Annotated in this window: 11 protein-coding genes and 1 riboswitch; of the genes, 2 read left to right on the forward strand and 9 right to left on the reverse strand. The window is 40.7% G+C overall.

Annotated elements, in window-relative coordinates:
* Positions 1 to 17: 17 nt before the first annotated feature.
* Entirely contained in the window at positions 18 to 1,532 is a 1,515-nt protein-coding gene (rmuC, locus tag ACN0T8_RS15025; protein ID WP_417881433.1) for a DNA recombination protein RmuC, read from the reverse strand.
* 96 nt (positions 1,533 to 1,628) lie between these two features.
* Between rmuC and ACN0T8_RS15030 the strand changes: the two genes are divergently transcribed.
* Positions 1,629 to 2,552: a DMT family transporter gene (locus tag ACN0T8_RS15030; RefSeq protein ID WP_417881434.1), complete on the forward strand. Its 924-nt coding sequence runs from the start codon at positions 1,629 to 1,631 to the stop codon at positions 2,550 to 2,552.
* A gap of 9 nt (positions 2,553 to 2,561) precedes the next feature.
* Here the strand turns inward: ACN0T8_RS15030 and ACN0T8_RS15035 are convergent, their stop codons facing one another.
* A complete protein-coding gene (locus ACN0T8_RS15035; protein ID WP_417881435.1) occupies positions 2,562 to 2,849 on the reverse strand; it encodes a hypothetical protein in 288 nt (95 codons plus the stop codon).
* A 626-nt stretch (positions 2,850 to 3,475) separates the two neighbouring features.
* On the opposite strand from ACN0T8_RS15035, the gene ACN0T8_RS15040 reads away from it, so the two are divergent.
* A complete protein-coding gene (locus tag ACN0T8_RS15040) occupies positions 3,476 to 5,257 on the forward strand; it encodes an aminopeptidase P family protein (protein WP_417881436.1) in 1,782 nt (593 codons plus the stop codon).
* 187 nt (positions 5,258 to 5,444) lie between these two features.
* Here the strand turns inward: ACN0T8_RS15040 and thiH are convergent, their stop codons facing one another.
* The 7 genes from thiH to crcB form a co-directional block, all read right to left on the reverse strand.
* A complete protein-coding gene (gene thiH, locus ACN0T8_RS15045) occupies positions 5,445 to 6,557 on the reverse strand; it encodes a 2-iminoacetate synthase ThiH (RefSeq protein ID WP_417881437.1) in 1,113 nt (370 codons plus the stop codon).
* A 5-nt stretch (positions 6,558 to 6,562) separates the two neighbouring features.
* Positions 6,563 to 7,342, reverse strand: a complete 780-nt coding sequence (locus tag ACN0T8_RS15050) for a thiazole synthase (RefSeq protein ID WP_417881438.1) — start codon at positions 7,340 to 7,342, stop codon at positions 6,563 to 6,565.
* Positions 7,343 to 7,344: 2 nt separating this feature from the next.
* A complete protein-coding gene (gene thiS / locus ACN0T8_RS15055; protein WP_417881439.1) occupies positions 7,345 to 7,548 on the reverse strand; it encodes a sulfur carrier protein ThiS in 204 nt (67 codons plus the stop codon).
* Between the two features lie 44 nt (positions 7,549 to 7,592).
* Positions 7,593 to 8,339 carry a HesA/MoeB/ThiF family protein gene (locus tag ACN0T8_RS15060; RefSeq protein WP_417881440.1) on the reverse strand — a complete coding sequence of 249 codons (747 nt, stop codon included), beginning with the start codon at positions 8,337 to 8,339 and terminating at the stop codon, positions 7,593 to 7,595.
* 28 nt (positions 8,340 to 8,367) lie between these two features.
* On the reverse strand, positions 8,368 to 9,579 hold the full coding sequence (thiE, locus tag ACN0T8_RS15065) for a thiamine phosphate synthase (protein WP_417881441.1): 1,212 nt from the start codon (positions 9,577 to 9,579) through the stop codon (positions 8,368 to 8,370).
* Positions 9,579 to 11,543: a phosphomethylpyrimidine synthase ThiC gene (thiC, locus tag ACN0T8_RS15070; protein ID WP_417881442.1), complete on the reverse strand. Its 1,965-nt coding sequence runs from the start codon at positions 11,541 to 11,543 to the stop codon at positions 9,579 to 9,581. Before thiC ends, thiE begins: the two co-directional genes overlap by 1 nt.
* A gap of 117 nt (positions 11,544 to 11,660) precedes the next feature.
* Positions 11,661 to 11,758: riboswitch (TPP riboswitch) on the reverse strand.
* Between the two features lie 45 nt (positions 11,759 to 11,803).
* Complete coding sequence (gene crcB / locus ACN0T8_RS15075) at positions 11,804 to 12,184, reverse strand: fluoride efflux transporter CrcB (RefSeq protein ID WP_417881443.1); 381 nt, start codon at positions 12,182 to 12,184, stop codon at positions 11,804 to 11,806.
* Positions 12,185 to 12,408 lie beyond the last annotated feature (224 nt).

The following is a 12,408-nucleotide window of genomic DNA, read 5'->3' on the forward strand; positions in this document are numbered from 1 at the left end:
GCTTAATTTGATTGCGGTTAGTTTACTTTATCCTCAATCGCTTGTCTGTCTTTGTCAGAATCATTTTGTGCAATTTCACTCACTTCGGAGCTAATTGATTTTTTAACTTCTACCCCTAATGATTTGAAGCTCTCTGCCTGGCGAATGAGATTACCGCGTCCGGTCGACAACTTATTCATTGCACCTTGATAACTATTTTGCGCGCGGTTTAACGCCTGCCCAACCGCTTCCATATCATCGACAAATAAACGCATCTTGTCATATAACTTGCTGGCTCGCTCTGCGATCAGTTGAGCGTTTTGATTTTGTCTTTCATTACGCCATAAATGATTAATCGTCCGTAGTGCCACCAACAAAGTCGTCGGGCTCACCACGATAATATTTTGTTCCATCGCATCTCGAATCAAACTTGGATCGCGCTCAATAGCAAGCTGGAATGCCGGCTCAATCGGAATAAACATCAAGACATAGTCTAACGAGGTTATACCTTTTAGTTGGTGATAATCTTTTTGGCTTAGCTGTTTGATATGGCTTCTCACCGATACCAAATGTTCATTTAAGGCTTTGGCTTTTTGAGCATCATCGTCAGCATTAAAGTAGCGCTCAAACGCCACTAAAGTCATTTTCGAATCGATAATCACTTGTTTATCTTCTGGTAAATTAACGATTACATCCGGTTGATAACGTTTACCACTAGCGTGATTTAAGCTAACTTGGGTTTGATATTCATAACCTTCTCGCAAGCCAGAATCTTGCAGTACTTTCGCCAGAACCACTTCGCCCCAATTACCTTGCTGCTTGTTATCACCTTTCAGCGCTTGGGTTAAGTTAACGGCATCTTGCGCCATTTGTTCATTGAGTTTCTGTAGCTGTTTGATTTCATGTACTAAGGTATGCCGCTCTTTAGATTCAGCGTGATAGCTCGCAGTTACTTGCTGCTTAAAGCCATTGAGTTGTTCTTTTAATGGATTTAATAGGCTTTCTAGGCTTTGTTTATTTTGCTGATCAACACTTTTCACTTTGCTTTCAAATAACTGATTAGCGAGACTTTCAAACTCAACTTTTAATCTTTGCTCGGCTTTTTCTAATAGTTGTAGCTTCTCTTGAGCGGAACGTTTTTCTTGTTCATGCTTAGCGTCTTGCTCCCGCATACTGGCTTTTAGTTCATGATTTTGGTTATTTAATTGCTCATACTTTTCTTGCAGTTGATGCAAGTCGAACTGTATTTGTTCCAGCTGTTTTAATCGTTCATTAGCCACCATTAACTGGCCAAAATTCTTTCTCGCTTCGAATTCAGATTTATCACGCTCAATGTCGAGTTGGTCTAACTCCGATTGCTGCTGCTTTATTTGCTGATGTGTGGCCTGCAAAATTTGTTGTTGATTCGCTAATTCCGACTCATGCTGTTGTTTTAGCATTTCAATTTGGTGACTATGGCGATTTTTAATCCAAAGTTGTGCACCGACCAACATCATCAAAGCAACTATTAGGCAAAGCCAAATGAAATCGCTATGATTAAAAATCCACTGCATAAGTACCCTTACTTTCTTACATTTATTTATTCAGATCATATTAAATACTGGATAAATGTCCAGTTTATAGTTTAATTTAGCGAACAAGAGGCGATTATGGAAAACACGGCATCCTCAGAACGCAGCGCTCTTCTTTATGGGCTTGCGGCTGTTTTATTATGGTCAACCGTTGCCACTGCCTTTAAACTCACGCTGCAAGAATTTTCACCTATTCAAATGCTATTGGTCGCCAGTTTGGTTTCGGTGGCAGTGTTACTGTTTATCTGCACAATCAAAGGAACCCTTCCTCAATTAGCATCAACCTTTCTCGCTAACCCTAAATATTTCATCTTATTAGGACTGGTCAATCCTCTCGGTTATTATTTGATTCTGTTTAAGGCTTACGACTTATTACCGGCATCTCAAGCTCAGCCGCTTAATTACAGTTGGGCGATTACCTTAACCTTAATGGCGGCCTTATTTTTAGGTCAAAGAATTCGCAAACAAGACTGGTTGGCCTGCACGCTTGGTTACTTAGGTGTGCTGATTATTGCAACTAAAGGGGATGTGCTTGCATTATCTTTTGATAGTCCACTAGGTGTGGGGCTGGCGTTATTATCAACCTTACTATGGGCAAGTTATTGGATTTTAAATGCCAAAAATAAAGCCGACCCAATATTAGTTGTCTTACTCGGTTTTTTGGTTTCGCTGCCGTTTTCTGCCCTGCTTGTTTGGTACGAAGGACTAGGTTGGGAAACAATCAGCATTAAGGGATGGTTGGCGGTGACTTATGTCGGATTATTTGAAATGGGCGTTACGTTTGTATTGTGGCTAACGGCACTAAAACGCACTCAAAATACCGCCAAGGTGAGTAATTTAATTTTTCTATCGCCATTTATTTCATTGATTTTGTTATCTCAAATTATTGGCGAGACTATCTACCCATCAACGTTAATTGGGTTAATTTGTATATTATTAGGCTTAGTGGTTCAGCAGATAAAATTAAAAAAACGAAATATCGATTGTCTGGATAATCATTAATTAAATATATTACTTCGTCTTTTCCATATAACGCTTAAGATCTTCAACTGATAAACCTTGAGCCTTTAATTGCTCTGCCAGTAATTGCACTTGCTCACCTTTGCGAGAATCGGCGATGACTTGAAATTGGTAAATAATATCTCTTAATAATTCTAGTGGCACTTGCTTAGCCGCACTACGAATTCGTTCCTGACTTTGATTACCCAGCTCAGTTAATAATTTACCGAACATGATTTTTTCTGGGCTTTCTTCCATCTGCTCTAAAATACGAGCCATTTCATACGTTGTTAATGACATAGGTTTATTTATATTCCAATTATTCAATTAAGGAAATCTAGAAAATCAGCCGTAAATATACGCCTGATTGATGGTTAAGCAAAACAAATTTTATATCTCAAAGCGACTTTATATACCCAAGTAACTTCAAGATGCGAGTTTCAGCAAGAATAAAACAAGCTTTAGGCAAGACAAATTGAATATGATCATAGTTACTCTATCTCTGTTCAATTTAACGCAGCATAAAGCTTGTTTTAACTTGCCCTTCGGGAGCTTCATCCAAACCTTTATACCGCGTCAGATTGGTTTGAAAGGTGCCTACATTCCTTCGACAATCTTCCTTGCCTAAAGGTTTGGATGATAGCTCTGAATTCTGCATCTTGAAGTCACTTGGGTATAATTCTATTTTCGAATTAAAGATTTGAATTCAGGCGCTTGTGATTTCCACAGAGTTCTACCTACCATCCCATTGAGAAACTCGTTTACTTAATGTTTCACGTGAAACAGTAAAATTATCAATCACATCATCAGATTTTAAACACAAGCGCATTACACTCTCTAGTCCCGATGGTAGTATTAAGTCATAACATGAAACAACAATGTTCATGATTTCGGCATCGACCGCTAAATCAATAAGGATGATTCAGATGTATAAAGCAATTGCAGATCGTGTCCAACAACTTCGCCAATGGCTAATTCAAAACGATTATGACGCGATCATTATTCCACATGAAGACGAGTTCTTAGGGGAATACATTCCGGCCCATAATGAACGTTTAAATTGGATCACTGGCTTTGCTGGCTCAGCCGGTGCGGCAATAATTACTCAGGATAGCGCAGCGATGTTTGTTGATGGTCGCTATACCGTTCAAGTCACCAAACAAGTTCCGAGTGATATTTTTAGCTATCATCATTTTATTCAAGAACCGCCGATTACTTGGCTACAACAAAATATGCCAGCAGGTAGTCGTTTAGCTATTGATCCTAAAATGCATTCCGCTACTTGGTATCAAGCCGCACAAAGCACACTTGATGGTCAAATTAAGATGGTTGATGTCGAAAGCAACCCAATTGATATGCTTTGGTCTGATCGCCCTACAACCGTTGAATCACCATTACGATTAATGCCATTAGACATTGTGGGTCAATCTTCACAAGATAAACGTCACAACATCGCGCAGCTCATTACTCAACAAAATGCTGATGCTGCACTGCTGACTCAAATAGATTCAATTTGTTGGTTACTCAATATTCGTGGTCTCGATGTACCTCGCCTACCTGCCGTGTTATGTCATGCAATTTTACATGCAGATTCAAGTTTAGAGTTATTTATTAATCCTGAACGCACCCCTACTCATTTTGCACAGCATGTCGGCTCAGATGTTCGTATCTCATCGCCATCTCAACTTAAAGCATCGCTTAGCTCACTAACGGGCAAAAAAATCATTGTTGATCCAGCCAGCAGTAATGCCTGGTTTAGCCAAATATTAGAAAATAGTCAGGCGTATATTATTGCAGCCAGTGATCCATGTTTACTACCTAAAGCGATTAAAAACAAAACTGAATCACAAGGCATGATTAATTGTCATGTTCGAGATGGTGTGGCAATGGCGAAGTTCTTATGTTGGATTGATTCTGAAGTTGAAGCTGGTCGCTTTCACGATGAAAACACCCTATCTAATCAGTTGCATGATTTCCGTAAACAAGATGAGTCATTAGCCGATTTAAGTTTTGATACCATTTCCGCAGCAGGAAGTAATGCAGCAATGTGTCATTACAATCACGCTGATCAAGTAGAGTTTGGCAAACTTGAATTAAACTCACTCTATCTTGTCGACTCAGGCGGTCAGTACCCAGACGGTACTACTGATATCACTCGTACCGTAGCAATTGGTGAGCCTTCAACTTTTATGAAGCAACAATTCACACTGGTACTCAAAGGCCACATTGCTTTAGCAACGGCACATTTTCCAGAAGGAACCACTGGTAGCCAACTCGATGTTTTGGCTCGCCAATATTTATGGGCTGAAGGCTATAATTATGATCATGGTACCGGGCATGGTGTGGGTCATTTCTTAAGTGTTCATGAAGGACCACAACGTATTTCCCCTGCTTACAATGGCGTAGCCCTACAAGCAGGTATGGTGCTATCCAATGAACCGGGTTACTACCGTGCTAACGAGTTTGGCATTCGTATTGAAAACCTTGAGTTAGTCACTGAGAAACAAACCCAAGGTGATTTATCTATTCTTGGTTTTGAATCTCTTACGCGTTGTCCTATTGATGTTAGAGCGATTGAGCGCACGCTGTTAACCACTAACGAGATTGAGTGGCTAAACCAGTACCATCAAAAAGTATGGAATGATGTCAGCCCACTCGTTGATGGTGAGGTAAAACAATGGTTAAAGCAGGCTACCTTAGCGATTTAATTAACAACCGTTTTCACTATAAATAACCTCAACAGCAGATAATAGAAGTCACTCAATACTGCAGTTGATAGTAAATAAAAACAAAGCCCGTTTCGATGTCAACCGAGACAGGCTTTATTGTTTCACGTGAAACCTATTTGAAACTCACTATAGTTGAGAATAACTATGTAACTATAATCTACACAAATCAGCCAGAATAAGCGTGATGCCAATCCGTCCACACCGCTTCATAGCCACGTTGTTGCACCGACTTAACCACCTCTTCAACTGAACGCTCATCACTAATGGCAAATTGCTCTAACTCTACCTCTGAATTAGCATAACCACCCGGCTGGGTTTTTGATGCGGCAGAGATATGGGTAACCCCTAGTGGCAAAACGTTATCCCTAAAACTCGGTTGTTCGCGTGTCGATAATGACAACTCAACTTCATGGTTGAACAAACGGAATGCACAAATAAGCTGCACGAGTTGTTTATCTGTCATGACCGATTTGGGTTGCAGAGCACCCTCACATGGTCGCAACCTAGGAAATGAAATTGAATAGCGAGAGGTCCAGTACTGCTTTTCTAAATACTGTAAATGTGCCGCCGTAAACAAACAATCGGTTCTCCAGTCTTCTAAACCAATCAGTGCCCCTATACCGATTTTATCAACTCCCGCTTTGGCAACACGATCAGGCGTTTCGAGTCGGTAATAGAAATCCTGTTTATTCCCTCTTAAGTGATGTTTAGCATAAGTACTTGGATGATAGGTTTCTTGATAGACCATCACCGCATCAAGTCCTAGCGTTTTCAGTTCGCGGTAATCATCTTGATCAAGCGGTTGGACTTCCATCGCCAAGTAAGAAAACTGCTGCTTAATCACAGGTAGCATAGTGCGGAAATAGTTCATGCCGACTTTAGTTTCATGTTCACCGGTGACTAATAACACACTATCAAAATTCATCGCTTTGATAGCTTCTACTTCTGCTTCTACCTCAGTTTGATCGAGTGTCCTACGTTTAATTTTATTCTCCATAGAGAAACCACAATAAGTACAAGCGTTGGCGCACAAGTTAGAAAGGTACAGTGGAATGTAGAAATTAATATTATGACCAAATCGCTGACGGGTCAGAGCATAAGAACGTTGTGCCATGTGCTCAACATAAGGTTCAGCAGCGGGTGAAATTAACGCCTTAAAATCTTCCAAGTTTAATCTGGTTTTAGCTAAAGCTCGCTCAACATCAGCAGGCGTTTTACTATGAATGGACAAATAGACTTGATCCCAATCTAGCGTTTTAAATACCTCAGTAAAAGTCATATCACCTACCCTAAAAACGCAGTAAGCGGACTTGATGCACTTGCTTGCTGGCTTACTCCACCTAACCCTGCAAGATAAGCCTGGCGTCCTGACTGTACGGCAAGTTTGAATGCTTGCGCCATTGCTACAGGATTAGCCGATGATGCAATGGCGGTATTGACCAATACGGCATCAGCGCCTAGTTCCATGGCATAAGCAGCATGTGAAGGCGCGCCAATTCCAGCATCAACTACGACTGGCACGTTTGCTTGTTCGATAATAATTTTAAGAAAATCTTCTGATACCAAACCTTTATTGGAGCCAATCGGTGATGCTAAGGGCATAACGGCGGCGCAGCCAACTTCTTCTAAGCGCTTACATAGCACAGGATCAGCATGACAATAAGGTAAAACAATAAAACCTAGTTCAACTAATTTCTCAGCTGCCTTTAGTGTTTCGATAGGATCGGGCATTAGGTATTTAGGGTCAGGATGAATTTCTAATTTCAACCAATTCGTATCAAGCGCTTCTCGTGCTAACTGAGCAGCAAAAATCGCTTCCTTGGCTGTTTTTGCCCCAGAAGTATTGGGTAACAGACGTACGTTCATTTTTAATAATGGCGGTAAAATATCATCCGTTTGACGCTGTAGGTCAAGGCGCTTGAGTGCCAAGGTCGTGAGTTCTGAACTAGAATGCAGCAGCGATTCCAACATAAGGTCAGAATTAGCAAACTTGCCTGTGCCTGTAAATAATCTTGAATTGAATGTTTGGTCGGCGATAACCAGCGAATCTTGAAAATGACTCATGATTACCCTCCTGCGATCATAGTGAAAACCGAAACATCATCACCATCATTAAGTGTCGTTTCGGTCCACTGCGTTTTAGGAATAACATCCTGATTAATCGCAATCGCAATACTTTGTTGATTGAGAGATAGCCGAGAAAGTAATTGAATTAGGTTATATTGATTCTTCTCTAAAATGTGTACTTGTTGGTTCACCGTGACTTGCATGGTGCCTCCTTAGATCCTTCTTTGCGGAGACTGATTTATACCCATCAGCTTCCACAAACTGGGCACTCGGCATCTTTAGCAATATTAAACTTCTGCCAAGATAGCGTTTGTCCATCAAATAAATTAAGAGACGCAGGTTTTAGTTTGTCGTTTTGAGTTAAGTATTTGATCGTTTCAAGCGCTTGTAAATTACCTAACGTACCCACGACCGGGCCAATCACTCCCGATTCTGAACATTTCAAACCTGCGCTGTTATCTTGATATGGCACAGCACAACGGTAACAAGGTGATGAATGGTGCTTAAAATCAAAGCTCATTAATTGCCCGACCCAACCGATCGCGGAACCTGAAATCAGTGGCGTATTTCCATCATGGCAGGCTTTATTAACCGCCTGTCTAGTTGGAAAGTTATCACTACAATCTAATACCACATCAGCCAGCATCACTTCTAAGTTCAGCTGAGCGTCTTCTATAAATGATTTAACACTACGAACTTTGCAATTAGGATTTAACTGCTTCAGTTGTTCGGCAGTCGCTTCTGCTTTATTTCTTCCAATATCAGATTCACGGTATATTACCTGACGCTGTAAATTGGATGAGTCAACTTCATCACCATCGGCAACCACTAATGAACCAATCCCCGCTCCGGCGAGATAAAGCGCAGCCGCTGAGCCTAGTCCACCACAACCCACCAACAGTACTTTGCTACCAATAAGTTTTTCTTGGCCCACTTCTGACACTTCTGGAACCATGATTTGTCGTTGGTAGCGCTGAAATTGTTGGTCGTTCATTGTTTTCCCTTATTACCTATTAGAGCTGTTAAGCAATGGCCTTTTGACTTCGTGGGGAAGCCATAATTTGATAGAAAGAATCTATCGCCAATTGTATATCATTTGCCTGTGTAATAGCACGAACCACCGCTAAGCTGCTCACTCCGGTTTGCCATACTTGTGCTGCATTATTCAAATCAATGCCTCCTATTGCTACCGTTGGAAAATCATCACCTATTAACATTTGGTACCCCGTTAACTTATTCAAACCCTGCGGTTGCGATGGCATTTTTTTGGTTGTGGTTGGGAAAATATGTCCAAGCGCAATGTAGGAAGGTTTCAGTTGCTTGGCGCGTAAAATCTCATAATAACCATGAGTTGAAATACCTAAACGTAAGCCAGCTTGGTTAATCGCCTGTAAATCAGCGACTTCAATATCTTCCTGTCCAAGGTGAATGCCATAAGCCCTATATTTAATCGCAAGTTGCCAGTGATCATTAATGAATAGCTGTGCTTTATACTCTCGGCCAAGCTCTATCGCATGCTTTATATTTACTTCTAAGTCAAAGACACTCGGATCTTTCATTCGAAGCTGAAGCGTTTTAACCCCTCGTTTAAGCAAGATTTCGATCCATTCAACTGAATCAACCACTGGGTATAAGCCGATGTTGTGTGGTATCAGTTTGAATGGAGGACAGATTTGAGGTGTAGCCGCTTGGGCTAATTGTGGAAATACGCGCGCATCAACTGGCCATGTTTCACGTGAAACATCCTGGTATTGTTTCACTGCGGCATTCGCAATGATAGCGGCATCTTCGAGTGTAAACTCCAAGCATAAACTAACAACAAACCAACAGTAATGACGAATAGTCACTTCATGATTCCACTTCATATTAAAAGTATGCAAATCAGCAGACAATCCATTCGCAAGCCTAATTTTATCCGTAAGTACATCACCATCATTTACTGCCACCGAGATTGAACTTACCCCGTTTTCAGAAGTAAGTGATACATTCGGTTCATTTTGATAGCACAAAACAAGGTCGCAACCTTCATCTTGGTTATCGACATCAAACACTGCAGAAATCACTTTAGGGCCAGATGTTAAATGAACAACTGCTGATAAATCACCTACAGGCGAGCATGTTGAAAACTCAACATCAGGCAAAATAAAACCCGCTTGCTTAACTGCTTCTACACAAGATTGAACTTGCTGTTTAAATAAAGCTTCATCGACACCATTAAAGACAAGCTTACTCATTACTTATCCTCTTGCTCTGCCAATTCTTTATGCTTTGGCTGAACCGCAGGATGGTAAAGTTCAGAACCTGTCTCAAGAAATTCACGTGATTTGTCTTTCATCCCTTCTAACGGATCGCCTATCATTTTTACCTCAATAGCCTGATCAGCAGATACTTGCTCACTGTCTTTGACATACTCACGCACCTCTTGAGAGATTTTCATCGAGCAGAACTTAGGACCACACATCGAGCAGAAATGAGCAACTTTACCGGACTCTTGAGGCAATGTTTCATCGTGAAAAGCCAATGCCGTTTCGGGATCGAGCGAGAGGTTAAATTGGTCATGCCAACGAAATTCGAAACGCGCCTTAGATAAAGCATTATCACGAATTTGTGCACCAGGATGCCCTTTTGCTAAATCACCGGCATGTGCTGCAAGCTTATAAGTAATAAGCCCAGTCTTAACATCTTCTTTATTAGGTAGACCTAAATGCTCTTTTGGGGTGACATAACAAAGCATGGCACAGCCAAACCAGCCAATCATCGCGGCACCAATGCCAGAAGTAATATGATCATAGCCAGGAGCGATATCAGTAGTGAGTGGACCTAATGTATAAAAGGGCGCTTCATGGCAATGCTTTAATTGTTCATCCATATTCTCTTTGATCATGTGCATAGGAACATGACCAGGACCTTCAATCATAACTTGAACATCGTATTCCCAAGCAACCTTGGTCAGTTCGCCTAATGTACGTAATTCCGAAAATTGAGCTTCATCATTAGCATCGGCAATTGAGCCCGGACGCAGACCATCACCAAGCGACAATGCCACATCATACTGAGCACAAATCTCACAAATCTCGCGAAAATGAGTATAAAGAAAACTTTCTTGGTGATGAGCCAAACACCACTTAGCAATAATAGAACCACCACGAGAAACAATCCCCGTAACTCGCTTAGCCGTCATAGGAACATAACGTAATAGCAACCCTGCATGAATAGTAAAGTAATCTACACCTTGCTCAGCTTGTTCGATCAAAGTATCGCGCATCACTTCCCAATTGAGGTTTTCCGCAACACCATTTACTTTTTCTAATGCTTGATACATTGGAACCGTACCAATAGGGACAGGACTATTACGCAGAATCCACTCACGCGTTTCATGAATATTACGTCCAGTAGAAAGATCCATAACGGTATCGCCGCCCCAACGAGTCGACCAAACCAATTTTTCAACTTCTTCTTCAATCGAGGATGACACCGATGAGTTACCAATATTGGCATTCACTTTAATTAAAAAGTTGCGGCCAATGATCATTGGCTCAGATTCAGGATGATTAATGTTGGATGGAATGATCGCTCGCCCTTCTGCCACTTCACGGCGAACAAACTCTGGGGTAATTTCTTTAGGCAGATGGGCACCAAAGTTTTGTCCTGGATGCTGTTGGTTTAATTGCTCATCAGTGAATTTTTGACGTCCCATATTTTCACGAATCGCAATATATTCCATCTCAGGAGTAATGATCCCCTTACGCGCATAATGCAGTTGCGTCACACAGCACCCCTGCTTTGCTTTCCGTATTTTAGGTAAATTTCCGTACCTGAGTTCATCTAATGTTTCATCATTAAGTCTCTCTTGAGAAAATTCAGATGAAACAAAATCAAGATATTCAGTGTCATTACGTTCAGAAATCCACTGTTTACGTAACTTAGGTAACCCTTCATATAAGTTTATATTGTGAGTAGGATCCGTATAAACACCGGAAGTATCATAAACATGGATAGGTTTATTCGGCTCTGAGATGGGGTTATCTTTCGAGCCTCCAACCAAACTATCAGTAAGGGAGATTTCACGCATAGGTACACGTATATCAGAACGACTTCCTTGAATATAAACTTTTTGCGAATTGGGATAAGGTTGGACAGACAGGGAATCGATAAAATTCTTAGCGTCCATTCTGGCTTGTTTACGACTTGACGACATAGCATTTTCCTTTAACTGTATGAGTTAGAAGCCCGAAGGGTAAATGCTTGACGGATTTTGATGCACAAGAGTGGATCTGTAGAAACAGATACATATATAGAGGGGTAATTGTAGATAGATTACTCTTCTCTCGTTCCCTTCGCAGGTATTAGCCTGATCAGGTTCAACGGATCCCGCATAGCGGTCTCAGCCTTATGGCACTCCGACAAGTGACGTAATTATAGACAGATAAATGAATGAAATTCAATTTTTCTGATAAATTAACTCTTAGAAATACATTGAAAGCCGATCCAAGCAGCAAAAATACTAATAGTTACATTCAATAATATATTTAAGACAGCTTTAAAGAATTCACCTTGCTGAAATAAAGTCACATTATCGATTGAAAAAGTTGAGAAAGTTGTAAAAGCCCCTAAAAAGCCTAAGCCGAGAATCTGTTTCCATGGCGTAGATTCAATGGTTCCATTATTCAGAGAGGAAATAAGAAGCCCCATAAGAAATGAACCAAATATATTTACAAACAATGTTCCATAAGGAAAGGTTCTACCTAACATTAACACAAAGATTTCTGAGATTATGTAACGAGAACATGCCCCTATAGCCCCACCAAGAGCAATATAAAGCAAGACACTAAGCTGGATTAACAAGATAAAACTCCTCTAAGCTTTCATGTATCAATAAATTTTAGAAATCATGTATAGAATACCTGAACTTAATGTATAGATATATCTCCTATTCTGCTATAAAAATATACAGAGAACAAAACGGGCTCTCCATGCTTTTGAAGCATTTTCAACAGACGAAAAAAAACCTGATTCTTTCGAATCAGGTTTCTACTCTTTATCTAAGAGATATAAGTGGCGGA

Origin of the sequence: Vibrio sp. (assembly GCF_048266485.1) — a bacterium.
In the GTDB taxonomy this organism is placed as follows: domain Bacteria; phylum Pseudomonadota; class Gammaproteobacteria; order Enterobacterales; family Vibrionaceae; genus Vibrio.

Bases quoted from the DNA above. Each gene is read 5' to 3' on its own strand.
- ACN0T8_RS15035 (WP_417881435.1), bottom strand. From the start codon at position 2,849: ATGTCATTAACAACGTATGAAATGGCTCGTATTTTAGAGCAGATGGAA.
- thiE (WP_417881441.1), bottom strand. From the start codon at position 9,579: ATGAGTAAGCTTGTCTTTAATGGTGTCGATGAAGCTTTATTTAAACAG.
- ACN0T8_RS15060 (WP_417881440.1), bottom strand. From the start codon at position 8,339: ATGAACGACCAACAATTTCAGCGCTACCAACGACAAATCATGGTTCCA.
- rmuC (WP_417881433.1), bottom strand. From the start codon at position 1,532: ATGCAGTGGATTTTTAATCATAGCGATTTCATTTGGCTTTGCCTAATA.
- thiC (WP_417881442.1), bottom strand. From the start codon at position 11,543: ATGTCGTCAAGTCGTAAACAAGCCAGAATGGACGCTAAGAATTTTATC.
- ACN0T8_RS15030 (WP_417881434.1), top strand. From the start codon at position 1,629: ATGGAAAACACGGCATCCTCAGAACGCAGCGCTCTTCTTTATGGGCTT.
- ACN0T8_RS15040 (WP_417881436.1), top strand. From the start codon at position 3,476: ATGTATAAAGCAATTGCAGATCGTGTCCAACAACTTCGCCAATGGCTA.
- ACN0T8_RS15050 (WP_417881438.1), bottom strand. From the start codon at position 7,342: ATGAGTCATTTTCAAGATTCGCTGGTTATCGCCGACCAAACATTCAAT.
- thiS (WP_417881439.1), bottom strand. From the start codon at position 7,548: ATGCAAGTCACGGTGAACCAACAAGTACACATTTTAGAGAAGAATCAA.
- thiH (WP_417881437.1), bottom strand. From the start codon at position 6,557: ATGACTTTTACTGAGGTATTTAAAACGCTAGATTGGGATCAAGTCTAT.